Genomic DNA, 24,954 nt, shown 5'->3' on the forward strand with positions numbered 1-24,954 from the left:
GGCGAGAGGCATGAGCAAAACAAGGCTTGAAAAAGATCATCAACTAGGAGAGATTCTTTCCGATATGGGTCGCGTGATGGTTGCCTTTTCCGGTGGTGTTGATAGTACACTGGTATTGAAGCGTGCGCAACAGGAATTGGGAGACCAGGTGTTGGCAGTTGTTGTTGCATCAGAATTATTTCGTCAAGAAGAGTTTGACAAGGCAGTAAAACTTGCGGAAGAAATGGGCGTTCGTGTTCTGAAAACAGAGATTAAAGAATTGGAAGATGCCGGGATTGCAGCGAATAACCCGGATAGCTGGTACTACAGTAAGAAACTGCTCTATTCTCATTTGAATCAATTGGCAAAAGAGCTGGGATATGATTACGTGCTGGATGGCATGATTATGGACGATCTAGATGATTTCAGACCAGGTCTCCAAGCAAGAACAGAAGAAGGTGCCCGTAGTGTGCTCCAGGAAGCTGGATTATACAAACAAGAAGTTCGTGCTCTTACCAAAGAACTTGGCGTTCCGGTCTGGGATAAACCTGCGTCATGTAGCTTGGCTTCCAGAATTCCTTATGGAACCAAATTGGATAAGTATAAAATTGAACAAGTAGATCAGGCAGAACGCTTCATCATGAACCTTGGATTTAAGATGGTGCGTGTTCGGCATCATGGGGAAGTGGCACGTGTGGAAGTTACCCCTGAGGACATGCCGGAATTATTGAAACAACATGATAAAGTTCAAATGAAGCTTACTTCACTTGGTTTTACCTATGTCAGCTTAGACTTACGCGGTTATCGCACGGGTAGTATGAATGAAGTATTGTCGGAGGAGTCATTGGAAGTAGAAGTTAGTTAAACTAAAAATACATTAAATGAAAAAAGGAAATAATTGTAGGTGAAATAGGTATATCTGTTAGTAGTTCAAGAGAAGATTCGTGGCATAAAGGGAAATTAACGATAGAAAATTGACGGGACTAAGTAAAGTTTGTTGGAATGGAATTATTAAAGGTATCTAGTAATATACTGTTGTGACTAACAGCTTTTATTTGAATCCGCAATAGCTTTTGCTACAGATCATATCGATGCACTTTTAAACTAAATACTAGCTACTCCGATCTTTATATTTTAAAAATGACTTAAGATATTAAAGAAAGCCAGTTATATTGATGAAGTACATTTTTTATGTTTACCATCTATATAATTGGCTTTTTTTCTTTCTTTATATTACATTGTCCTTGTATTAACCTAAAAAAGATGTTAGTTCCTTTCTTGTAATTGAAAATTCAGAAATATCATGTGTAGTATGCCCATCGATAACAAGCTGACTTAATATTTCTCCAATAACACTACTATATTTAAAACCATGCCCAGAAAATCCTGCAGCAATTATAACGTTAGTTAGTTTAGGATGGATGTCTATAATGAAATTCTTATCAGGTGTATTTGTAATCATGCATGCCTTTCCACATTTAAATTTTTTAGTGGCTTTAGGAATGAACTTTTCTACGAAATATTTTAAATCATCTTTGTCACTAGTATACTTTCCAAAATCCTGTTTCATATAATGAGGATCTATATCTCTTTCAGAGTCATTTCGTCCAATCTTTATACCATTTTTATTAATATCTGGAAAACCGTAATATTTTTGATCGTCTAAGTTGAAATAGAAACAAGGTAACATAGGAGGTTGAAAGGAAGTATCATTTGTTTCAAACCAACCAAAGGTCTTCCGTACAGTTTGCAAAGGTAAGTCTAACGAACGGAGCAATTCTCCTGTCCACGCTCCTGCAGATACAATAACTTTATCCGCATAATAAGTTTTGTTCTTGGTTTTTACAATTGCAACATCATTAAAGGAATTTATAGAAATAACATTTGCATTTGTCTGTAGGGTAACGGGGTAACTTTCACTTAATTGTCTATAAGCTTTTATACATTCCTCATTAAGTAATGCACCTGAGGACGGTTCAAAATAACCAGTAAAGTAATCTGGAACTGAAAAGCGAGGCCATCTTTTTTGAATCTCTTTGGCTGTCAATTTTTCCAATGGCAAGGAGAATTCGTTGGCGCTTTTAATAGTTTCATTTATAAAGGGTGCACCCTCCTCGCCGACCATCAAAGTGCCAGTAGGATAAAATAATGTTTTTCCTATTTCCTTTTCCAATTGATACCAGAGATCTTGTGCTCTTAAAGCAAGAGGCACATACTGTCTACCTTCTCCAGCAGCATGGCGAATCAGCCTAGTTTCGCCATGATGGCTCCCTTTGCCATGGGGAGGATTAAATGCATCAATTAGTAAAGTATCAACTCCTTTTTTTCCCAAGTAGTACCCTGTAGCCATACCAATTGAACCAGCACCTACAACTATCACACTATAATGTTCTTTCATAAAAAATGCTCCTTTCAAATTAAGAATATGATAATTTATTTTGTAAATCGATTAGGGTCAAATGGTTCAATATCAAAATCAGTTGTACCGGAGTTTATTAGATCCGCCATTATTTTTCCTGTTGTAGGTGCCATTGATACTCCTACCATGCCATGTCCGGTTGCTACAAAAGCATTCTTGAAATTAGGAATTAAGCCAAGTACGGGAAGTCCATCTGGTGTCATAGGGCGCATTCCAGTCCATTCTATTTCACTATCTCCACGCAATTCTTCATTAAGATATTTAGATACCGAGTTTCTTACACCTTGAATGCGATTCTTATCCATACTTAAATTTATTCCGGATAATTCCATTGTTCCACCAATTCTAGCTGATCCTTTATAGGGACTAATTCCAGCCTTCGTATCACCCAGGTATATAGGATGTTTGAATTTTAAAGTAGGATTATTTATTGTGATGCTATAACCCTTTCCAGCTTGAATTGGAAGGTTGTAATCGAACTTTTTTGCTAGATAGCCAGACCATGCGCCAGCAGTTAAAAGAAAAGTATCTGCTTCAAATCTTTCTTCATCAGACATTATAGCCATTATTTTATTATCTTGACGTTCAATTTCTGTTACTTCTGTATTTGATCGTAAACATACCCCTCGAGACTTCAATATTTCCACAAATGCTTTTGATACACTTTCAGGGTTAACATGACGTTGTTCTTTTAGTAATAATCCACCGACTACTTTATTTGAAATATTTGGTTCTAGTTTACGTACTTCATCACCTGAAAGAATAGTAGGGGGTTCGTGCCCATATAATTTAGAACCTTGAATGAACTTATTAATACCCTGTTTAAGTTCATTATTATTTAAGAAAACAAAAAGCATGCCTTCACGATGCATTTCAAAATTAAGGCCATCTGCCTTCAAAGAATCATAAAGTTTAAAAGTAGAATTGCTTAGACTATGCAGGGCATCTTTTCCTGCTTTAAAATCTTTCTCGTTGCAGTGTTTCAAAAATTGACTAACCCAGCCAGATAAGCGCGGTACAGCAGAAGGCTTAATATATAAAGGGCTATCTTTTTTCATAAGCCATTTTATTGAAGATCCCACTAGACCAGGTTCAGGAACAGGAGTATGCAAAGCGGGACAAACCCAACCTTGATTTCCTTTCGAACAAGCATTAGCGAAATCACCTTTCTCTAAAATTGTTACGTTGTAACCGTTTTGATAAAGATAATAGCCAGAAGAAAGCCCGATAATGCCACCACCAATAATTATCACGTTTTTATTCATATATTTAACCACTCCTTATAAAAGTCAATCAATTATTAATGGGGAATTACTTCTTTTTCGCATGCTTTATCCAGCCAACTATAACAACTAAAGCTGAGAGATAACAAACACCTGCCGAAAAATAAACTAGAAGATCCCATCCGCTCATTTATAATCCCCCCTTAAATAATAGTATTTGATATTTTATTGGATGTCTTCATGTGAATGATTCCAAAAACAATAAGATTAGTTAATATACCTACTATAATGGCTGGTATACCAAATGGTTCACCAAGAAAGTTCAGCCAAACAATAGTAATGATCAACCCTGAAATTATTGCGGGGGCTCCAGCATATGGAGATACTTTCCGTTCTAAAGGGCCGCCCCAAAGCAAAGCGATAGCAAGGGGTGGGAGGATTGAAGGCGCCCACAATTGAAAGGCATAAAGCATTAATTCCATTACGTTAGGTATAAATAGAGATACAATAACGCCACCAATACCGACGATTAAAGTAGTGTACTGCGTCCATTGCAACATCCGCTTGTCACTCGCATTTTTGTTAATAAGTACACGATAAATATCTTTAGTAAAGATCACGGCCGCGGCATTTAAGATAGAGCTACCTGTTGACATTACTGCAGCAAGTAATGCTCCGAAAACCAATCCAATCACACCAATAGGCAAGTATTCTATTACAAAATTAACAAATACCATATCACCTTCCATTGAAGGGAATACAACGAACCCAATTAATCCGATAACCATGATGACAATAGTAAGAAAAATATACATTACAGCAAACGATACTGTGCTCCATTTAGTTATACTGGAAGACTTTGAGGCCGCATATCTTTGTATATAATGAGGAGCAAGTGCTTCTCCAAGGAGAAAACTAAGAAAGGTTGAAATGAAGACACCTATGGTCCAAGGGCCACCGAAAAACACTAAATGATCTGTGTCAATTGCTGCTACTTTATCTATTATCTCAGTCATGCCCCCCATATTATTTACACCAATAATTGTTGCAGTTGCAATACCACTAACAAGCAAGATAAATTGTACTGCATCTGTATAGACTACTGCTAGCATTCCTCCAGCCCATGTATATGCAATGGTTACCACCGCACCTATAATGGTTAATGTAAGAAAGGGCAATCCAATAATAGGTTCTAAAATACGTCCTAATGCTAGTACTTGAACTCCAAATATACCTATCATAAACAGAAAGGAAAAAATGCTTGAAACAAGTTGACCAGAACGTCCAAAATAAAACTCCATAATATCTCCGATAGTGTGAACATCTTTCATTTTGCGTATACGCGGTGCAATAAAAAATCCAATAAGAACCTGGCTTATCACAACACCTAAAAGTGCAAGGAAAACGACAATACCTGTATCATAGACAAATGAAACTCTACCAACGGTTGCTCCGCCACCTGCTAATGTAGCTCCAATCGTTGCGAAAATTAGCGCAAATGGCATTGTCCTACCAGCCACCGAATAATCACTAAAAGTAGATATTTTTTTCATTGTATAATATCCAATCCATAAAACAACGAGAAAGTAAATTATTAATAAAAGAAGATCAAATGTACTTATGAGCATCATTAATTCCCTCCTAAATCTTACTTATTTGTACGTACGCTAAAATTACCTTCTAAATAATTGTACAAGAAAACAAAAAATATATTCCTTATATTTAAGAAGACAATTATTTAGAAAACGTATAGACTATATTCAGTTTTCTTATATCTATCTCCATTTTTATAATGGGATTAATAAATATATTTCATCCAGATTGATTACTGGTGCAGGAACATTGCTCGAGATTATTCCAGAAACCTATACTGACATTATTGGTGTCACTCGCTAAGCCTTGTATTTGTGTATTTACGTAATTTCTAAAGCTACTCCTGTTCCTAACTCGTTCTAACCACTCAAACCTAAACATAAAATATATTACTATCAGCTGAAGGTGGTGAGTGTGAACATGATCGAAACAGCCTACTTGGATATTAAGGGAATGCATTGTATAAATTGCCAGATAAAAACAGAAAATACCTTTGCAAAAAAAGATGGTGTGATTGAAATCGATGTGAATTGGGAAAGCGGTAAAGGGTGTGTAACATTTGATTCAAACCTGATAACCATTGCTGACATTTTCGACCAAATTCATAAAATAGGATTTGAGGCAAAAGAGGTTCTACGTCATACTTTATAATATAAAAAAATTCCGTGAGGGTTATCTTATCCCCACGGAATTTTTGTTTTTATGATAGTTGATGGATTCTATGTTATACAGATTTTCTAACTCGTGTATCCTGCTCCAAATTAGATTCTTTTTTTACGATTGGTTTTCGGGACCAAATAGTAGCAAGAATGGACCCATTGATCACATGGGTTACGACCGCTACTGCACCAGGCAATGCTGTTAGCGGTAAAGCGGCGAAATGAGTATTGGCGAGTGATACACCTAATCCAGCATTCTGAATACCAACTTCGATGGAAATTGCCCTTCTAGTTTGTACGTCTAGTCGTAATAGCGCGGCAATCAAATAGCCGAGAAATAATCCGGAAAGATTATGTAAGATGACTGTTACAAAAACAAGAATTCCGGCTGAAGCGATATTCTCGGTATTACCGGAGACAACTGCTGCCACAACACCTGAAATGGCAATAACAGAGACAAAAGGCATTGCCTGTACACTTTTTTCCACAGCTTTTGGAAAGAGTCTTTTAACAATTAATCCTAAGACAATTGGAATGATAATAACTTGAATAATGGAAAAAAACATGGCAAAAGGATTAACAGGCATCCACTGACCTGCAAGCAAATATAGGAGTGTCGGTGTTAGTAACGGCGCGAGCATGGTCGATAGGGACGTCATGGCAACCGACAAGGCAACGTTTCCCTTCGCAAGATAAACCATAACATTTGATGCTGTACCACCTGGAACACAACCTACTAATATGATCCCCGCAGCAAGTGTCGGCGGAAGATTCAATAACTTCGCAATGCAGAATGCAGAAAGCGGCATGACGGTAAACTGTATAAGAACACCAATAATGACCGGCAATGGCTTTGTTAGGACAAGTTTGAAATCAACTGGTTTCATTGTCAGCCCCATTCCAAACATGACAATTCCCAGTAGAATATTAATGTGGGAATTTAGCCAGACAAACTGGTTTGGCAAATTAAAAGCTAGGATAGCAATGATGATTGTTATTAAGGCGAAATACTTATTGGCAAAATTACTGATAGCATTGACTGTTTTCATGATGTTATGATACTCCTTTTTTGTATGGTGAAATTTAAAAATTTTAAAATGTAAAGTGTTCCATATTATATCGCTTATAATCTAAAAAGTCTATACAATGGGAAGATTTTTTCCATTCTTTTGCAAAAGGCTAAAAATAAATATTGAAAAGTTTTTTAAGGAAGATTCTTTGATGTCTATTTTGATGGAGGTAGTCACCAGTACCAAAGCAAAGTGTATATATATGAAAGATTTATAGAAAACAATGTATAATGCGGCTTAACAAAACCGGGAAAATGGTACACTGTCCTTAGGAAATGAAGTGATTGAATTGAGAATATTCTAGGATCATTATCGTACTAATAAAAGGGCGTGTAATCCATGTATAAACTATTAATTTCAGACCGGGATAAACAGGAACTTCTAGGAATAGAATGGCTTATATCAAAATACTCATTTCCAATATCTAGCATCAAGCTTGCGGGGCAGGTAGCGGAATTGGTGGATGAATTAGAGAATGAGCACCCTGATATCTTGTGTTTTGAGTTGGACATGATTCCGACAGATCAGTGGGAAATGGTGAAGTCTTTTATCAATCAGTATGCTGGACAAGTTATTGCGATTACCGCAGAAGCCACGTTTGAGCGGGTAATGCAGGCGATGTCTGTCAAGGCAGTGGATCTATGGATGAAACCGCTGGAACCTTCCCAGGTTAAATATGCCTTGCAACAATCAGTAAGAGAACTAACACTATTAACAGATGAAAATTCGGAGCCAAAGATAAATCACGGGAGCCATTATGAAGCGCTTTTTGTTGACGACCAAATTCCGTTTCCGAACCCAGTGTATTTATTGGAAACAGAGTATAGGAAAGACTTAGATTACCTAAGGAAGTTTATTGAGCAATTTGATTTTTATTACGAGCCTATTGTGCTATCTACAAGTGACCAGATTGTACTTGTGTTTAATCACGCGTTTCCTGATCCGTTTAAACAAGCTCAACGCTTTTTGCGACAGTGGGAAAATATGACAGGTGGGCCTATGGCAATCGTCATTCATGATCATGGGGAGGAATCGCTTCACCATACGTATATGAAACTGCTTAAAGTGATGGAAACAACATTTTTCACAGGTTATAAGCAAGTATTGAATACGAATAATGTACAAAAATGGAAGGGTACCGATCCATTTTTAACGATGGAAGAACAGCGAAATTGGGTTTTTATGTTAGATGAAGGAAAAGGCGAAGCAATTAAAAAATGGATGTATGAAGATTTTTTTGATATCAGATCGCCATACCCGGAACCTGGCGTGCTTCGGACGCGATTAACGAGTATATTGGCGCAAGTAAGACGGTTTATGAACCGAAAAGGAATGACGGATAGTGAAGATGGTTATAAGCAGCTGTTCCATAGTATTTTACATGGGCCAGTACTTTATCGAATTGTGCAGGATATCATTCTATTTTTAAATGATTTATTCCTGCTAATAAACGAACAGAATACAAAGATAGATGTCACGGAGGCTGCATTCGCTTATATGGAAAAGCATTATAATCATGCAAATCTTTCATTGACGGAAGTAGCCTCAAAAGTGGGCAGAAGTCCCTCTTACTTTAGTCATTTATTATCAAAAAAACATAAGCAGTCCTTTAGTGAAATATTGCTTTACATTCGGCTTGAGAAGGCTAAGGAGTTACTTGAAACGACAGATGATTCGATACAAAATATTGCGGAATCAGTTGGTTTTAGTAACCCAAATTATTTCAGTCGGGTTTTTAAATCATCCACTGGAAGCACTCCCCGTGATTGGAGAACAAATTAAATCAAATTATTTTATCATTTACAAAAAATAATGCTATTATTTGAAAGCGTTTTAACAGATGAAAGTATCATTACGTATATATTTATAGAAATTCAAAAAATTATTATCTATATTCTGATTCCTTTCCTTGTTATTATTGAATTATCAGAACTTAGTGTTGGGAAGGAATGATTTTAATGGCAAAAACGAAAGAAAACCAAGTGGAACAATATAGAGGAACAAAATTAAATACAAAGGGATGGATTCAGGAAGCTGCTTTGAGGATGTTAAACAATAACTTGCATCCTGACGTAGCTGAAAATCCAGATGAGCTTGTTGTTTATGGTGGAATCGGAAAAGCTGCTCGAAATTGGGAGAGTTATGAAGCAATTGTTTCATCTTTAAAGGAATTAGAAGCGAACGAAACGTTATTAGTTCAATCCGGAAAACCAGTAGCGGTATTCCGCTCTCATCAGGACGCACCGAAAGTGTTGATTGCAAATTCAAATCTTGTCCCTAAATGGGCTAATTGGGATCATTTTAATGAACTGGATAAAAAAGGTTTAATGATGTATGGGCAAATGACAGCAGGAAGTTGGATTTATATCGGAAGTCAAGGGATCGTGCAAGGAACATATGAGAGCTTTGCCGAATTAGCAAAGCAGCACTACAACGGTTCACTGCAAGGTACGATTACTGTAACAGCTGGACTTGGTGGAATGGGTGGTGCACAGCCACTCGCTGTAACAATGACTGGCGGTGTTTGTATTGCAATCGAGGTTGATGAAACAAGAATTAATCGTAGAATTGAAACAAGATACGTAGATTTGAAAACGGATTCACTTGATGAAGCAATTCGTTTAGCTGAAGAAGCGAAAAGGGAAGGAGAGGCATTATCTATTGCTTTACTTGGAAATGCTTCGGACATATTGCCAGAAATGATTGCACGTAACTTTATTCCAGAAGTACTGACAGATCAGACTTCAGCACATGACCCATTAAATGGTTATACACCTTCTAAAATGTCTGTCGTAGAAGCAGCAGCACTTCGGGCTACAGATCCGGATAAATATGTAAAATTATCAAAGGCTTCTATGGCTAAACATGTAAGTGCAATGCTTGAATTGATGGAAAAAGGTGCCGTAACATTTGATTATGGTAACAATATACGGCAAGTAGCAAAGGATGAAGGAGTTGAAAATGCGTTTGACTTCCCAGGCTTTGTACCTGCCTATATTCGCCCGCAATTCTGTGAAGGGAAAGGACCATTCCGCTGGGTAGCATTATCAGGTGACCCGGAAGATATTTATAAATTAGATGAGGTAATCTTAAAGGAATTTAGTGATAATGAGCATTTATGTAATTGGATCCGGATGGCTAAGGAGAAAATAGCCTTCCAAGGACTGCCATCTCGAATCTGCTGGTTCGGATATGGTGAGAGAGCCCGCTTCGGCAAAATCATCAATGATATGGTTGCAAGTGGTGAATTGTCCGCTCCCATTGTCATTGGACGTGATCACCTCGACTCTGGGTCCGTCGCATCTCCAAATCGTGAGACGGAATCGATGAAGGACGGAAGTGATGCTGTGGCGGACTGGCCTATCTTGAATGCACTAATCAACAGTGTTGGAGGGGCCAGCTGGGTAAGTGTCCATCAGGGGGGCGGTGTAGGAATGGGCTACTCCATTCATGCCGGGATGGTGATTGTAGCGGATGGAACGAAAGATGCTGAGAAACGTTTAGAACGCGTATTGACCACTGACCCTGGGATGGGTATTGCGCGACATGTCGATGCAGGATATGAAATTGCCGAGAAGACAGCACGCGAAAAAGGTGTAAAAATTCCCATGCTGAAAAAATAATGTCAGATCAGCAACAAAATGGTAAGAGGAGGAATAAATCATATGTCACAAACAGTTTTTATATCCAATGCTGCAGAAGTGATCACAATGGCAGGGCATACAAATAAGCCAGCGAAAAAAGAAGCAATGTCTGATATAAATGTTATCGAAAATGGAGGTGTATGGATAGAAGAGGGAAAGATCGTAGCAGTCGATACAGATGAAAACATCCGGGCAAAATACAAGGATCATATCAATACTGCTGAACAAATTGATGCAACAGGAAAAATAGTTACGCCTGGACTGATTGATCCTCATACACATCTCGTTCATGCGGGGACGAGAGAAAACGAATATGCCATGCGACTTAAAGGGAAAACGTACATGGAAATTATGAATGCTGGTGGCGGAATCCATGCAACAACGCGTGCCACACAACAGGCGACACATGAGGAATTATATGAGCAATCAACAAAACGACTGAATCAATTTCTGCAACATGGCGTAACAACTGTTGAAGCCAAAAGCGGTTACGGTTTAACACTGGAGGATGAATTAAAACAGCTTGAAGTGACTGAACAGCTTAACAAAGAACATCCGGTCGATCTTGTTTCAACCTTTATGGGTGCACATGCTGTCCCATTAGATGAAAAGAATAATCCGGATAAGTTTGTTGACCGTGTCATTGAAGAAATGCTTCCGGAAGTAGCTCGAAGGAAATTGGCTACATTTAATGATGTCTTTTGTGAGCGTGGGGTCTTCACACCAGAACAATCGAAGCGAATTTTGGAAGCTGGAAAAGCATATGGATTGACACCGAAAATTCATGCAGATGAGATTGAATCTTATGCAGGAGCAGAATTGGCTGCAGAAGTAGGTGCTATATCCGCTGAACACCTTCTAAAAGCTTCCGATGAAGGTATTAGAAGTATGGCAGAAGCCGGTGTTATTGGTGTTTTATTACCAGGAACAGCCTTCTTTCTAATGGCAGAGTACGCACAAGCAAGAAGAATGATTGATGCCGGGGTAGCTGTTGCACTGTCTACTGATGCTAATCCTGGCTCTTCCCCAACCATTTCGCTTCCTTTTATTATGAATTTAGGTTGCTTGAATATGGGCATGACACCAGAGGAAGTACTAACAGCCACAACGATTAATGCTGCGCATGCTATCGGGTGTGCAAACGAAGCAGGCAGTTTGGAAGCCGGTAAAAAGGCAGACATAACGATTTGGGATGTTCCAAACTATTTATTCTTATCTTATCAATATGGCATGAATCATGTAGATACAGTTATTAAGGCAGGTAAACAGCTTGTCGTTGGTGGGCAACTAAGGTGAGGTATTTGTCTGACTTGGGGTGATGGCAGTAATAGACAGTGATCTCCTTCATACAGGAACAATGATATTCGGTGCGATTATCTTCACGGCAATACTAATACACCCACCTCTTCAGGTGGGTGATAAGTGCCGCCAAGCTACGAAATAAGTGTGACTAAGGTTCAGATGGAGTTATATGTAGTTCATACAACGTTTCTTAAGAGGGAGAGGTGTAGGTAATGAAAAGTGCTGAGTCGGACGTGATGACCAACCAAAATACAGTTTTTTATAAGAAATCTAATATAATTAAATTTTTTGTGCTTAGTTTTATTGGAATTTTTACTTTTTTTGTACCAATTACGATCAATGAAGTGAAAACAATCTCTTTGGATCATATTGTTACTTTTGTCCAAGATACATTCACCGTCCTGGTTCCTTATTATATATTAATTGTTATCGTATTGGGCGCAGTGTACCCTTTTTATAGCAAGTCATGGAATAAAAGTATAGTTGAAATAACTTTGTCTCTGTTTAAAATTATTGGTGCAGTAGTTACAATATTGTTGGTTTTTGATTTTGGACCACCTTGGTTATTTGATCCTAATATGGGACCATACTTGTTCGAGAACCTGGTAATATCAGTAGGATTAATTATTCCTATTGGTGCGATATTTCTCGCTTTGCTTGTAGGCTATGGGTTGTTGGAATTTATCGGTGTGTTTTTACAGCCCGTAATGCGACCTATATGGAAAACACCAGGGCGCTCCGCTGTTGATGCAGTAGCATCATTTGTCGGAAGCTATGGTATTGGACTATTAATTACCAACAGGGTGTTTAAAGAAGGGAAGTATACGATTAAAGAAGCAACCATTATTGCGACAGGTTTCTCTACAGTTTCGGTAACTTTTATGATTATCATTGCAAAGACGCTAGACATCATGGACATATGGAACAGCTATTTTTGGGTTACATTAATTGTTACGTTTCTTGTGACTGCAATTACCACCAGAATTTGGCCATTAAGTAAACTAAGTAATGCGTACTATGATGGAAAAGGACAGCCGGAAAAAATCATTAAAAAAGATCGATTAAAGGCTGCTTGGTCACAAGCAATGCAAACTGCAGATGAAGCTGTTTCGCTTCCTAAAAATATATGGCATAATTTTAAAGATGGATTTGTGATGACGATGGCAGTCCTTCCAACGATTATGTCGGTAGGGTTACTAGGATTGATTTTGGCTGAGTATACCAGTGTATTTGATATAATTGGGTATATTTTTTATCCATTTACATGGATTATGCAAGTGCCAGAGCCGTTACTTGTTGCAAAAGCAGCTGCAACAGAAATAGCTGAAATGTTTTTGCCTGCATTACTAGTTGTGGATGCTCCGTTAATCACTAAGTTTATTATTGCCACATTATCGGTCTCTGCCATTTTGTTCTTTTCAGCTTTAATTCCATGTATTTTAGCAACAGAGATCCCAATTAGTATTCCTAAATTGATTGTGCTTTGGATTGAACGTACGATTCTAACGATAATTATCGTTACGCCAATTGCATACCTGATACTCTAAAATTTAGATGTAGCTTAATTTAAAATGGAATAGGAGGTTATATTATCTATAAACTACCGGATAAACAATTTTGGTGCGGAAGAATTGATAGTGAGGATGATGAGGATAATTTTCGCTTCCACCAGATGGTTACCTTAAAAAGTAAGGAGGAGTTAATGAAAAATGAGCGCGTTTTCAGCTTGATAGGTTTTGAGTCAGATGAAGGGGTTAAAAGAAATAATGGCAGGATCGGGGCAGCTTCAGCTCCTAATGAGGTCAGAAAACAGTTAGCGAAAATCCCATATAATTTGGACAGAGATACAAGGATCATAGATATCGGGAACGTTGCCTGTGAACACGATAAGTTAGAAAAAGCGCAACAAGAGTTAGGGGAACAAGTAGCTAAACTGCTTCACCATTCCTGTACTCCGATCATTATTGGTGGTGGGCATGAAACGTTATATGGCCACTATTTGGGAGTAAGAAAATTTATTGGCTCCGGTGCATCACTGGGTATTATTAACATCGATGCACATTTTGATATGCGGGAAAGCGAAATCTCATCCTCGGGTACCATGTTTAAGCAAATATTAGACGAGGATCAACAAGCCGGATATTTATGTTTGGGAATCCAGCAATTCGGTAATACAAAAGCTTTATTTAATATAGCTGAGACATATGGTTGTCAATATATTATGGAGGAGAGCTTGACGTTTGAGTATGCTACTAAAAAAGTAATTGATGAATTTGCAGACAAGTATGATTATGTTTTATTAACGTTGTGTACCGATTCCATCAATTCATCAGCGGCACCTGGAGTTAGTGCTCCATCACCATTTGGATTGGATCCAAAATTAGTACGCTCACTGTTAGGCTATATTGTTGCAAAGGAAAATGTAACAAGTTTCGATATTTCAGAGGTTAATCCGTTATTAGATGAGGACGATAAAACGACCAGGTTGGCGGCATATTTAATAGCAGAAGTGATGAAGTCTTTTAGAAGGATTTAGTTCTCCCAATTATAGCAGGGGTTAGCTAGTTATTAGGTTGAAAGCAGGGCGTTTAGAGCCTTCATGAGGTAAATCTAAAATTAAAAATATAGGTTCATTCACATGCATTTATACTACTGTTATGATACATTGGCGTTGAAGATGTTAATGCTACGTAATAAAGGAGCAATATAATATGTCAAAAGAACATTGGGATAACAGTTTTTCAGATAAAGTCTTTGTTTATGGTGAAAATGAAAATGTGTTTATAAACAATAAAAGTGATATGATCCCGCCACATTCTAAAGTGGGCTGTTTTGCTGAAGGTGAAGGTCGGAATGCGGTTTATTTAGCAAAATTGGGTCACGATATAACAACTTATGATCAATCGGTGATTGGCCTTGAGAAAACGAAGGACTTGGCTAGTCAAAATAATGTTGATATAGAAACAGTAGAGATTGATTTAACCAAAGAAAAGGTTGAAATAAATCAATATGATGTCGCGATTATGGTGTTTGGACATGTGCCAAAACAAGATCAGCAATTCTTAATGGAAAGTATGATTGGGTCAGTGAAATCTGGTGGATATGTCATCTTCGAAGTTTACTCAGAAGCGCAAATGGCTTATAAAACAGGTGGACCGGGATCAGTTGATATGCTATATAATCCAGTAGATATCTTAAACTGGATTAAAGCGTATAAGTGTATTCATTTTTATTACGGTGAAGCGGAGCGGAACGAAGGGAAAAGGCATTCAGGTTTAGGACATGTCATTCAAGTGGTTATTAAGAAATAATCATCCGAAACCTTCTATTATAATAACAACGAAAATTTAAACTTGAACCAAACAAAGAAACAGATATATCCAAAAGAGGACGTATCTGTTTTTCTGCTTCAATCAAATATCTGTTCAAGCAACAACATAAAATAAATATTCTTGTCCGTTTTTTACCGGATCTTTGGCGAATTGATAGCCATGTTTTAATACTTCTTCTGGAACATTTCTGAATGAAGAAGGACAGTCCGTGATAACCTGGAGGAGTTCTCCCGCAGTCATTCCTTCCAATGCTTCTAATGTATAGATGACTGGATAGGGACAAGATTCTCCCCGCAAATCCAATGTGAAATCAACTGACATGTTTCTTTTCCCCTTTCTTGAATCCCATACCGACAAAGCGGTAAGTCTTTTGCCGGTAGACGGTAAGTAAATATAAAATGCCAAGCATCACAAGGGTTGCTAGGATTGCACCAACTGGACCCATTGTAGAAATGAGATTAATTGGTTTTCCACTGGCAACGAGTACATTGTAGATACCAAGATGATCCCAAGCATAGGCGAGTGCAGTAACACCGATGATATTTCCTGCGAATACGGTCAGATAAAGGACTTGGCCCTCCATTAATCGATACATCATACCCGTTTCACAGCTACTTGCTAAAACGATGCCAAGGCCAAACAAAAAACCACCAATAAAGGTGCTTGGTGCAGCAATTTGTGTAATTGGTTCCATGCCGTAGATGATAATGACAAACAACGTAATCACAGAGCTAACTGCCATAGCGATAATAATTGCTTTTGCCATCAAGCCTCTGCCGGTTAACCATAAATCACGGAAGGCAGAGGTGAAACAAATTTGGCCTCTTTCAATTAATATACCAAAAAGCGCCCCAAAAATGGCTGCGATACCGAGCAATGGCTTGCCTGTTGTAAAGAAAAATAAAATGAGTCCTGTATATACCAGTGCAATCATACCGCCAATGTAAGGCTGGATTTTTCTCCTTTTTTCAACAGAAGGCTTTTTATTTCCTTTTGTTAAAGAAGGTTTGCCTTTCCACCATCTTGTTTTTGTAACTTGTGCACCTAAATAGGTTCCAATCCCTGTGGCAATGATGAAAATCCACGAATGGAAGGAGAATTGTGGAACGCCTGTGAAAAACGCAGCAAGGTTACAGCCCAATGCGAGACGTGCACCAAAGCCGGCGATGATTCCACCAACTAATCCCTGCACCAGACGACGTTTTTGTTTGGGGATACGAATCTTAAAACTGTTGCTGAAAAGAACCATCATTAAAGCGCCTATAAACATTCCCCAAACAATCCAGCCATCGGATCTTGAAAAGGAAGAACCTTGCATATGTACCAGGTCAAAATAAGCCCAGTCTGATATATCTACACCCAAAAACTGGAGAACATGACCTCCCAAACGGGTGAATTCACCTGTTACTGCCCAAACAGTACCGGTAATGCCAAAATAAATAGCACTGAGAATTCCTGCTAAAATAAGCGCGACATATGGATTCCAATAACGGGTAAATACGTTACTCAATATTGCTTTCATCGTTCTTAACTCCTTAATTTTTAAAGAATGGCATGCTATGAATGTTATTCGCAGTGTATGTGAATATGTACTTATCTTAATCCTTTTTTTGGAACCTGTCACGCCTGTTTATATATATTGTTCAGTTCAGCTAACACAGTGTTCATATTACCCGACTAGTTGAGTGGTTAGAGAACGAAGTCTCTATAGTAACTAAATAAGTTTGTTTCCAGGCATTTATTATTAAAGATAGCCCTAAGCCTGTCGATAATATAATTAAGGGTCCCGAGTGGGTGAAAGGAAAGAGCGTGAAGGATTACTTGGAAGTTGGTAGATAACCCATGACAATAAAAACAGAATAAATTTGTACGATTAGAGCATAATAAGATTATTAGGAGTAAAATAATGTTAAATTTTAAGACCAATCTATGGAAGTGCTATTTATGATAAATATTCTACTTGTTGATGAGAGCCGGATTTTCAGTCAAGGTTTAAGTTTAATATTAAACCAAGAAAAAGATATGAATGTTATTGGGACGGCTATGAATGTAATGGGGATAAAGAAAGTAATAGTGAAACCAGACATCATGCTTGTCAATACGCAGATTGAAAGTGAAAGTATAGATGAAATAACTTCCACTTTAATCAAAACATTCCCAGATGGTAAAGTAATATATGTATTACCATTTGTTGATAAAAGTAGGATTATTAAAGGGATAGATTCAGGTGTAGATGGGTTTATATTAAATGGGCATGAGCCAGATTCCTTTATCGATATCATTCGGAATGTATATCGCAATCAATATGTCATGTCTGGCGAGATAGCAAAAGTAATGATGGACGAAATACAGATAAGACATTATGATGAGAAGGAAATTCTGCAGCAAAGATTAGAAGAGAGAAACATAAACGCAACAAAACGTGATCTGGATGTTTTATATTTAATATTTAAAGAGAAAAACAACAAAGAAATTGCGGAAATGCTTGATTTAACGGAAAAGACGATTCGGGATTATGTAAGTATGGCGTATAAAAGAATTAATATTAAAAATAGAGGGCAGGTATATCATTTCTTAACAGAAATAATGAAGGATTGATGGCCGCTCCAAATATTTCGAACAATTAAATGAGTATTCACAGGCTATAATAATTTATAGCACTTAATCGATAAACACCCGTCAAGCGATCGATCTTGGCGGGTGTTTATTTTTTTACTATTTAGTGATAACCACAGCTTGTTCTATACGTAACGCTAGCTACATATGTATATTTTGAGAGGAGGAATATACGATTGAGTAACCTAATTGGTTTAGACAAAAAGCATTTCATTCACCCAACTTCTTCGATTCAGCAACAACAAGAAAAGGGTGCTAAAGTAATCATGGACAAGGGAGATGGGATTTATTTAACAGATAAGGATAAAAACGTATACATTGATGCGATGTCTTCCTTATGGAATGTGAATATTGGTCATGGTAGGAAAGAACTTGCTAAAGCGGCAGCAAAACAGATGGAAAAGATGGCTTACAGTTCCGCTTTTTCGACGTTTAGCCATGAACCTGCAATCAAGTTAGCTGAGAAGATCGCTCAGATGACACCGGATGGTTTGAATGCAGTATTTTTCACTTCTGGTGGATCGGAATCGAATGACTCTGCAATCAAATTGGTTCGTCATTACTGGAAAATACAAGGTAAGCCGGAGCGAAGAAACATTATTTCGTTAAGACGTGGGTATCATGGGGTTGCAGCTGCTTCCACCAGCGCAACAGGCATCCCTGAGTTCTGGGATATGGCGGGACATATGGTATCGGGATCTATCCATGCGAAATCACCTTATGGAATTGGGACAGAACAGGCCATTGACTCACTCAGACAGGTGATTGACGAAAAGGGTGCTGAAACGATTGCAGCTTTTCTTGCTGAGCCAATACAAGGTTCAGGTGGTGTATTAATTCCTCCAGCTGATTATTTTAAAAAGGTGCGAGAAGTGTGTGAAGCGTACGACATTTTATTTATCGCGGATGAGGTGATTACTGGATTCGGTCGAACAGGGAAGATGTTCGGGATGGAAAATTGGGGCGTCATTCCAGATATGATGACTTTTGCAAAAGGTGTGACGAGTGGTTACATGCCGCTTGGCGGTGTCGTTATATCAGATCACATTCATAACGTATTAAAAGAAAAATCGAAAGGTACTTTATTTCATGGATTTACGTACAGTGGCCACCCGACCGCTGCCGCCGTTGCCTTAAAGAACATAGAAATCCTCGAGAAGGAAGGGCTTGTCGAAAATTCCAGGGAAATGGGGGAGAAATTACTGGAAGGATTTCATTTCATTAAGAAAGAACTGGATATTATTGGGGATGTGAGGACAACTGGTTTGATCGGGGCAGTGGAACTTGTGCAAAATCCGGAAACAAATGAGCGCTTTCCAGCAGAACTACAGGTGGCTTCGAAAGTAATTGAAGCCCTTCACGAGCGCGGGGTTATTTGCCGGCCGGTTACTTATGAAAATACAGACATCATTTGTTTTGCCCCACCACTGATTATTAATGAAACCCAAGTTCATACGATCATTGAAAAATTACATGATGCAGTACGATCCGTTCAGCAACAACTTGGTGATAAGCATTAGTTGGAAATCATACATTCGCAACTTTCCTGATGTGTAAAGTATCATGGTCTTTCATTGGAGGTTAGAAGAATGAGCGATCCACAGTTAAAGAGAATTCTCGGTAACAAAGATGTACTTGCCCTGGCATTCGGCGCGATGATTGGCTGGGGCTGGGTTGTAACCGCTGGACTATGGATAACGGAAGCAGGATCACTTGGCGCAATTCTTGCCTTTTTAATTGGTGGGCTGCTTGTCGTTCTGGTCGGACTGACCTATGCAGAACTGACTGCCGCGCTTCCGCTTGCTGGCGGGGAGTTAGTGTTCAGCTACAAGGCGATGGGGAGGGTTGCTTCCTTCGTTACGACATGGGCGGTGATCCTCGGCTATGTTTCGGTTGTAGCCTTTGAAGCTGTTGCGCTTCCTACCGTGTTTGAATATTTGGTTCCGAATTATAGTCAGGGTTATTTATATACGGTAGCAGATTGGGATGTCACGGCTACATGGGCAGGTGTTGGGATGGTCGGTTCCATTCTCATTACTTGGATTAATTATCGAGGAGTCAAGCTTTCCACTTCCGTTAACGTTATTCTCACCTTATTAATTTTGTTGGCCGGTGTCCTGTTAATTACCGGAAGTACTGCCGCTGGAAATATGCAGAATATGGAGCCGTTTTTTGAAAAAGGGACCGCTGGTTTATTGACGGTTGTCATTATGACCCCATTCATGTTTGTTGGGTTTGACGTGATCCCGCAAGCGGCAGAAGAAATCAACTTGCCGCGGAGGAGAATCGGGCAATTGTTGATTATATCCGTATTGATGGCAGTTGTCTGGTATGTTGCGATTATATTCGGGGTTTCTCGTGTGTTGAATCCTTCAGAAATTGCGGGATCTAACCTGGTCACAGCTGATGCCATGGCAAAAGCCTTTGGCGGCAGTCAGCTGATGGGTAATGTACTTGTGCTGGGAGGTATTGGTGGTATATTGACCAGCTGGATTGGATTTTTTATTGGAGGAAGTCGTGCCATTTACGCACTTGCCAGAGGCGGTATGCTACCAAAGTTTCTCGGTGAACTCCATCCGAAATATCAGACACCACATAAAGCCATTCTTTTAATTGGTGTCATTTCCACACTTGCGCCATTATTAGGACGGCCGGCTTTGGAATGGTTGGTGGATGCTGGCGGATTAGGACTTGTTGTTGCATGGTTAATGGTAGCCGTCTCGTTTGTTGTGTTACGGAAGAAGGAACCTGATTTGAAACGGCCGTTTTATTTGCGAAATGGAAAACTGATTGGCTGGGCGGCCATTATCATGTCTGTTGGAATAGGTGTATTGTATATGCCAGGCATGCCGTCAGCACTTATTTGGCCGTATGAGTGGCTTATTGTTGGGGTATGGGCTGTACTTGGTTTCGTATTTTATAAGATAACTATCAAAAAATATGGCGCCAAATCAGCGGATGAGAAAATGAAGAAAGAGATTGATCGCGTTTTGTAGAATGATAAAAACAGCGACCCTTCTTGACGGGGATCGCTGTTTTGGTTTGTGTGCCGATCATGCGTGAATGCTTTAGGGTTAAATCTCGAACGAGCAGGCGGTATAGTTAGCTTAAGACAAGCTGTCCATGGCAAATTGCAATTTCCGCTTACCAAGAGGGAATGACAGAGCCATCGAATTTTTCATCAACGAATGCTTTTACTTCGTCAGAATGATAAAGGTCTATAAATTGTTGCACAGCTTCTTGATCTTTGGACTCCTCTCTAACAGCAATTAGATTTGCGAACGGAGAATCTTTTGGTTCTATAAATATAGCATCTTTAGAAGGTACAAACCCAGCATCCATCGCAAAGTTTGTATTAATAGCTGCAGCGTCAAGCTCATCAAGCTGTCGACCAATTTGTGCAGGATCGAGTTCAATAAATTCATAGTTATTGTTGTTTACTTCAATATCTTTTATTGTTGCATCTATACCAGCACCTTCATTTACCTTAATTAATCCAGCTTGTTCAAATAGTGCAAGTGCCCGTCCACTATTTGTTGGATCACTTGGAAGCCCAATTTTAGCACCATCTTTTAGTTCTTTTACATCTTCTATATCCAATGAATAAATTCCCATTGGAAAAGTAATGGTATCTGCTACTTTAACAAGTCCTAGTTGACGCTCTTCATTCGCTTGATCAAAGAAGGGTTCGGTTTGGAAACTGTTCATATCAATTTCGCCTTCAGATAAAGCAACATTTGGCATGACATAGTCGTTAAAAACCTTTAATTCAATATCTAGGCCTTGCTCTTTACCCAATTCCTGTATCTTTTCTAGAAGTTCTTCGTGAGGTCCGGATGTAACACCAACTGTTAACTTGCCATCCTCTAATAGATCATCCGATTCATTACTTGATTTCTCGTTGCCGCAAGCTGTAAGCGTACCTATAACTAAAATAAACAAACTAATTATAAACCATTTCTTCATGTTTCTCATGTTGTTATCCCTCTTCCATCATTCTTATTTTAAGTGTTATTTATCTATCTTTTGGACTAAAGAACCATTAACTTCTTGAATCGATGTAATTCCCGATAGGGCAAGTGTTGTTTTCAAATCATGGATAATATTATGTAATACCTGTTCTACGCCAGCCTCGCCAGCTATCGTTAATCCATAAAGATATGGTCTGCCTAATAGAATTGCATCAGCACCAAGTGCCAGTGCTTTTACTATATCGGGACCGCTTCTGACACCACTATCTAAAAGGATAGGAAGCTTGTCCTTCACTCTATCTTTGATGAAAGGAAGGGCATCCAGTGAAGCAATACAGCCATCTAACTGCCTTCCACCATGGTTAGATACAACGATCCCATCAATGCCATGATTTACTGCTTGCTCTGCATCGTCCGGGTGTAAAATACCTTTTAAATAAATAGGCAGGTCTACCGCTTTTCTTATATGATCGATATCTTCCCATTGTAAAGCAGGTCGATAGAAGTACGGAAGCATTTCTTCTACAATATTTGGGTTTTGTTTAGCCTGCATATATTGTTGGAATACCGGATCAACAGCATAATTTGCAATACCACTGCCTTGTAAAAATGGGGAATAATCGTTTGAACGATCGCGCTCCCGATTTCCAATGAAAGGCATATCGACCGTTATCACAATAGCCCCGTAGCCCGCCGCTTCTGCCCTTTTAACAAAACTGGTTGCTAACTTTACGTCATTTGGATAATAAAGTTGAAACCAACGATTACCGTTATCACTTGCATTTGCAATATCCTCTAGGCTGTAAGAGGATACCGTACTTGAAACAAAAGGTATTCCCTGACTAGCAGCTGCTTTGGCACTGGCTAATTCCCCATCCGGATGTGCAATGCCTTGCATGCCAACGGGAGCGAGAAAGATGGGTGCAGCAATAGCTTGCCCATTTATCATTGTATTTAAGGTAACTTCTGAAACGTCTTTTAAAAAACGCGGTGTAATTTTCCAGCGGTTAAATGCCTTTCGATTATCATTTAGCGTTTCTTCATTTCCAGCGCCACTTTCCGCATAAACAAAAACCTTTTCCTCTAAAAGCTGCTTAGCCTGATATTCTAAATCTTTAAAACGGATCGGGATTGATCTGGTATGTTCATTTACTTCAACTTTACTCACGTTGATTCATCTCCTTAGTCTTTTTTCAATTTTGCTGAAATAAGATTACCGAATGTCTGGATACCTTGTACGAGAATAATTAAAATGAACACTGTTACATACATCACGTCTGCTTGATAGCGTAAATGACCAAAACGATAGGCAAGATCGCCAAGCCCACCAGCACCTACTAATCCAGCCATTGCTGTAGCCCCAATCAGCCCAATTGTTGCAATCGTTAAACCAAGGATAATGGACGATCTGGATTCACGGATTAGTACATGCCAAATGATATGTCGCGTTTTAATTCCCATAGCTTCATATGCTTCGATTACACCACGGTCAACTTCTAAAAGACTTGATTCCATTAATCTGGCGATATATGGTGCCGTATAGATAACAAGGGGGGCAATCACGCCGCTGACACCAATCGTTGTTCCAGCAATAAATTTGGTGAAAGGTAAAATAAAGAATAACAAAATAATAAACGGGATCGAACGAATCATATTAATGACTAGATTAAGAATTTGATGTAAAAATTTATTTTCAAGTGCTTTTCCGGAACCGCTAAGGGTTAATAAAACCCCAAGTGGAAGACCAATAAGTATGGATATTGCTAAAGCGATCCCTACCATCTGAAATGTTTGAATTAAGGCTTCCCATATATCTGGTCCCCAGTTTTCAAAAAAATCCGATATACTAGCTGACATGTTGTTTACCTCCTTTTTTATACCCTTCCACAATGACACCCAGTTCTATCAGATAGCTAATCGCCTTCTGCGTCTCTGTTGCATTGCCTTGTAAATGGACAACTAAGCGTCCAAATGGTTGGTCTTTTAGCTGTGCAATATTACCGCTTAAAATAGAAGGATAAACATCAAATTGTTTGGTTACCATTGCGAGTGCAGGTTTCCCTGAAGATTCGCCAACAAATGATAATGTGACAATTTGGCCGGATCCTTCCAGACTGTTTACTAATTGTTCAGGAACCGAATCGTTGAATAAAGATTGAACAAAGCGTTTCGCTGTTTTTGTTTTCGGCTGTGCGAATACATCAATAACTTTCCCTTGTTCAATGATACGGCCATTATCCATTACCGCTACTTCATGACAAATATTTTGGACAACGTTCATTTCATGCGTAATTAATAAAATAGTAATACCTAATTCTTGATTAATTCGATCTAGTAACGATAAAATCGCATCTGTTGTATCTGGATCGAGTGCACTTGTTGCTTCATCACATAACAACACTTCTGGTTCATGTGCAAGTGCTCGGGCGATGGCCACGCGTTGTTTTTGTCCTCCAGAAAGTTTTGCAGGATAGGCATTAGCTTTATCCTGCAAACCTACGATCTCCAAGTATTTGGCTACTCTTGCTTGAATTTCCTTTTTAGGAACACCGGTTAATTTTAGTGGGTTTGCAATATTTTCATAGACTGTCCCAGTTTTTAAGAGATTAAAAGATTGAAAAATCATTCCCATATTTCTTCTTGCCTCTTGCAATTTTGACATGGAAAGCGTGGTAAGGTCAGTACCTTTGAAATAAACTTTACCTGTCGTCGGCTTTTCTAATAAATTTGCCATACGAACTAATGTACTTTTACCTGCGCCACTATAACCAATTACACCGAAAATAGTTCCTTTTTTAACATGAAGCGAGACGTCATCAAGTGCCTTTGTTTCCTTTGATTTCGCATCAAATACTTTGGTGATATTTTCAAAATGAATCATAACTTTCTTCCTCCCAGCAAGATAACTACTCTAATTGAATAAAAAAATTCCCTGTCGTTTGGGACAGAGAAAGTTAATCATTGAAATCGTATTTTCGTTTCTCTTATCTATCAAACACTTTATTGTTTGTAGGATTTAGCACCCTCTAAAGAATTAGATGGTTGCCGGGCGTCATAGGGCCAGTCCCTCTGCCACTCTTGATAAGAACAGTATTTAATTTTCGCTTTTTTTAGTATAGTATAGTTAATATAGTAAGTCAATCTAA

21 protein-coding genes and 1 riboswitch are annotated in these 24,954 nt (G+C 38.6%); of the genes, 11 read left to right on the forward strand and 10 right to left on the reverse strand.

The window, feature by feature from the left end:
• Positions 1-10: 10 nt before the first annotated feature.
• Positions 11-844, forward strand: a complete 834-nt coding sequence (gene larE / locus JOC34_RS07795; protein ID WP_205136192.1) for an ATP-dependent sacrificial sulfur transferase LarE — start codon at positions 11-13, stop codon at positions 842-844.
• A 384-nt stretch (positions 845-1,228) separates the two neighbouring features.
• Here larE and solA read toward each other — a convergent pair whose 3' ends face one another.
• From solA to JOC34_RS07810, 3 genes are all read right to left on the reverse strand, one after another.
• On the reverse strand, positions 1,229-2,377 hold the full coding sequence (gene solA, locus JOC34_RS07800) for an N-methyl-L-tryptophan oxidase (RefSeq protein ID WP_205136193.1): 1,149 nt from the start codon (positions 2,375-2,377) through the stop codon (positions 1,229-1,231).
• A gap of 35 nt (positions 2,378-2,412) precedes the next feature.
• The gene (locus JOC34_RS07805) at positions 2,413-3,663 is read right to left on the reverse strand and encodes an NAD(P)/FAD-dependent oxidoreductase (RefSeq protein WP_205136194.1); all 1,251 of its coding nucleotides are present in this window, start codon (positions 3,661-3,663) and stop codon (positions 2,413-2,415) included.
• 161 nt (positions 3,664-3,824) lie between these two features.
• Entirely contained in the window at positions 3,825-5,252 is a 1,428-nt protein-coding gene (locus JOC34_RS07810; protein ID WP_239544174.1) for a sodium:solute symporter family protein, read from the reverse strand.
• A gap of 382 nt (positions 5,253-5,634) precedes the next feature.
• On the opposite strand from JOC34_RS07810, the gene JOC34_RS07815 reads away from it, so the two are divergent.
• Positions 5,635-5,865: a heavy-metal-associated domain-containing protein gene (locus JOC34_RS07815; RefSeq protein WP_205136195.1), complete on the forward strand. Its 231-nt coding sequence runs from the start codon at positions 5,635-5,637 to the stop codon at positions 5,863-5,865.
• Positions 5,866-5,938: 73 nt separating this feature from the next.
• Here JOC34_RS07815 and JOC34_RS07820 read toward each other — a convergent pair whose 3' ends face one another.
• The gene (locus JOC34_RS07820; RefSeq protein ID WP_205136196.1) at positions 5,939-6,922 is read right to left on the reverse strand and encodes a bile acid:sodium symporter family protein; all 984 of its coding nucleotides are present in this window, start codon (positions 6,920-6,922) and stop codon (positions 5,939-5,941) included.
• Between the two features lie 360 nt (positions 6,923-7,282).
• On the opposite strand from JOC34_RS07820, the gene JOC34_RS07825 reads away from it, so the two are divergent.
• From JOC34_RS07825 to JOC34_RS07850, 6 genes are all read left to right on the forward strand, one after another.
• Positions 7,283-8,725 carry a helix-turn-helix domain-containing protein gene (locus JOC34_RS07825; protein ID WP_205136197.1) on the forward strand — a complete coding sequence of 481 codons (1,443 nt, stop codon included), beginning with the start codon at positions 7,283-7,285 and terminating at the stop codon, positions 8,723-8,725.
• Between the two features lie 176 nt (positions 8,726-8,901).
• On the forward strand, positions 8,902-10,566 hold the full coding sequence (gene hutU / locus JOC34_RS07830) for a urocanate hydratase (protein WP_420856118.1): 1,665 nt from the start codon (positions 8,902-8,904) through the stop codon (positions 10,564-10,566).
• A gap of 42 nt (positions 10,567-10,608) precedes the next feature.
• Positions 10,609-11,883, forward strand: a complete 1,275-nt coding sequence (gene hutI, locus JOC34_RS07835; RefSeq protein WP_205136199.1) for an imidazolonepropionase — start codon at positions 10,609-10,611, stop codon at positions 11,881-11,883.
• 242 nt (positions 11,884-12,125) lie between these two features.
• Positions 12,126-13,436 carry a YjiH family protein gene (locus JOC34_RS07840; protein ID WP_205136368.1) on the forward strand — a complete coding sequence of 437 codons (1,311 nt, stop codon included), beginning with the start codon at positions 12,126-12,128 and terminating at the stop codon, positions 13,434-13,436.
• A gap of 44 nt (positions 13,437-13,480) precedes the next feature.
• Positions 13,481-14,425, forward strand: a complete 945-nt coding sequence (gene hutG, locus JOC34_RS07845) for a formimidoylglutamase (RefSeq protein ID WP_205136369.1) — start codon at positions 13,481-13,483, stop codon at positions 14,423-14,425.
• Between the two features lie 175 nt (positions 14,426-14,600).
• On the forward strand, positions 14,601-15,200 hold the full coding sequence (locus tag JOC34_RS07850) for a class I SAM-dependent methyltransferase (protein WP_205136200.1): 600 nt from the start codon (positions 14,601-14,603) through the stop codon (positions 15,198-15,200).
• A 114-nt stretch (positions 15,201-15,314) separates the two neighbouring features.
• On the opposite strand, the gene yedF is transcribed toward JOC34_RS07850, so the two are convergent.
• Positions 15,315-15,542: a sulfurtransferase-like selenium metabolism protein YedF gene (gene yedF, locus JOC34_RS07855; RefSeq protein ID WP_205136201.1), complete on the reverse strand. Its 228-nt coding sequence runs from the start codon at positions 15,540-15,542 to the stop codon at positions 15,315-15,317.
• On the reverse strand, positions 15,532-16,743 hold the full coding sequence (gene yedE, locus JOC34_RS07860; RefSeq protein WP_205136202.1) for a selenium metabolism membrane protein YedE/FdhT: 1,212 nt from the start codon (positions 16,741-16,743) through the stop codon (positions 15,532-15,534). The genes yedF and yedE overlap by 11 nt, the downstream gene beginning before the upstream one ends.
• A gap of 422 nt (positions 16,744-17,165) precedes the next feature.
• On the opposite strand from yedE, the gene JOC34_RS07865 reads away from it, so the two are divergent.
• The 3 genes from JOC34_RS07865 to JOC34_RS07875 all read left to right on the forward strand — a co-directional run bounded on the left by JOC34_RS07865 (position 17,166) and on the right by JOC34_RS07875 (position 20,833).
• Complete coding sequence (locus tag JOC34_RS07865; RefSeq protein WP_205136203.1) at positions 17,166-17,819, forward strand: LuxR C-terminal-related transcriptional regulator; 654 nt, start codon at positions 17,166-17,168, stop codon at positions 17,817-17,819.
• Between the two features lie 194 nt (positions 17,820-18,013).
• A complete protein-coding gene (locus JOC34_RS07870; RefSeq protein WP_205136204.1) occupies positions 18,014-19,357 on the forward strand; it encodes an aminotransferase family protein in 1,344 nt (447 codons plus the stop codon).
• Between the two features lie 69 nt (positions 19,358-19,426).
• Positions 19,427-20,833: an APC family permease gene (locus JOC34_RS07875; protein ID WP_205136205.1), complete on the forward strand. Its 1,407-nt coding sequence runs from the start codon at positions 19,427-19,429 to the stop codon at positions 20,831-20,833.
• Positions 20,834-20,981: 148 nt separating this feature from the next.
• Here the strand turns inward: JOC34_RS07875 and JOC34_RS07880 are convergent, their stop codons facing one another.
• The 4 genes from JOC34_RS07880 to JOC34_RS07895 are packed head-to-tail and all read right to left on the reverse strand — an operon-like array spanning position 20,982 to position 24,689.
• The gene (locus tag JOC34_RS07880) at positions 20,982-21,812 is read right to left on the reverse strand and encodes a MetQ/NlpA family ABC transporter substrate-binding protein (RefSeq protein WP_338062650.1); all 831 of its coding nucleotides are present in this window, start codon (positions 21,810-21,812) and stop codon (positions 20,982-20,984) included.
• A 36-nt stretch (positions 21,813-21,848) separates the two neighbouring features.
• Entirely contained in the window at positions 21,849-22,976 is a 1,128-nt protein-coding gene (locus JOC34_RS07885; RefSeq protein WP_205136206.1) for an alpha-hydroxy-acid oxidizing protein, read from the reverse strand.
• A 14-nt stretch (positions 22,977-22,990) separates the two neighbouring features.
• Entirely contained in the window at positions 22,991-23,665 is a 675-nt protein-coding gene (locus JOC34_RS07890; protein WP_205136207.1) for a methionine ABC transporter permease, read from the reverse strand.
• Complete coding sequence (locus JOC34_RS07895) at positions 23,655-24,689, reverse strand: methionine ABC transporter ATP-binding protein (protein ID WP_205136208.1); 1,035 nt, start codon at positions 24,687-24,689, stop codon at positions 23,655-23,657. The genes JOC34_RS07890 and JOC34_RS07895 overlap by 11 nt, the downstream gene beginning before the upstream one ends.
• A gap of 100 nt (positions 24,690-24,789) precedes the next feature.
• A riboswitch (SAM riboswitch) is annotated at positions 24,790-24,896 on the reverse strand.
• Between the last annotated feature and the right edge of the window lie 58 nt (positions 24,897-24,954).

Origin of the sequence: Virgibacillus halotolerans (assembly GCF_016908515.1) — a bacterium.
Taxonomy (GTDB): Bacteria; Bacillota; Bacilli; order Bacillales; family Amphibacillaceae; genus Virgibacillus_M; species Virgibacillus_M halotolerans.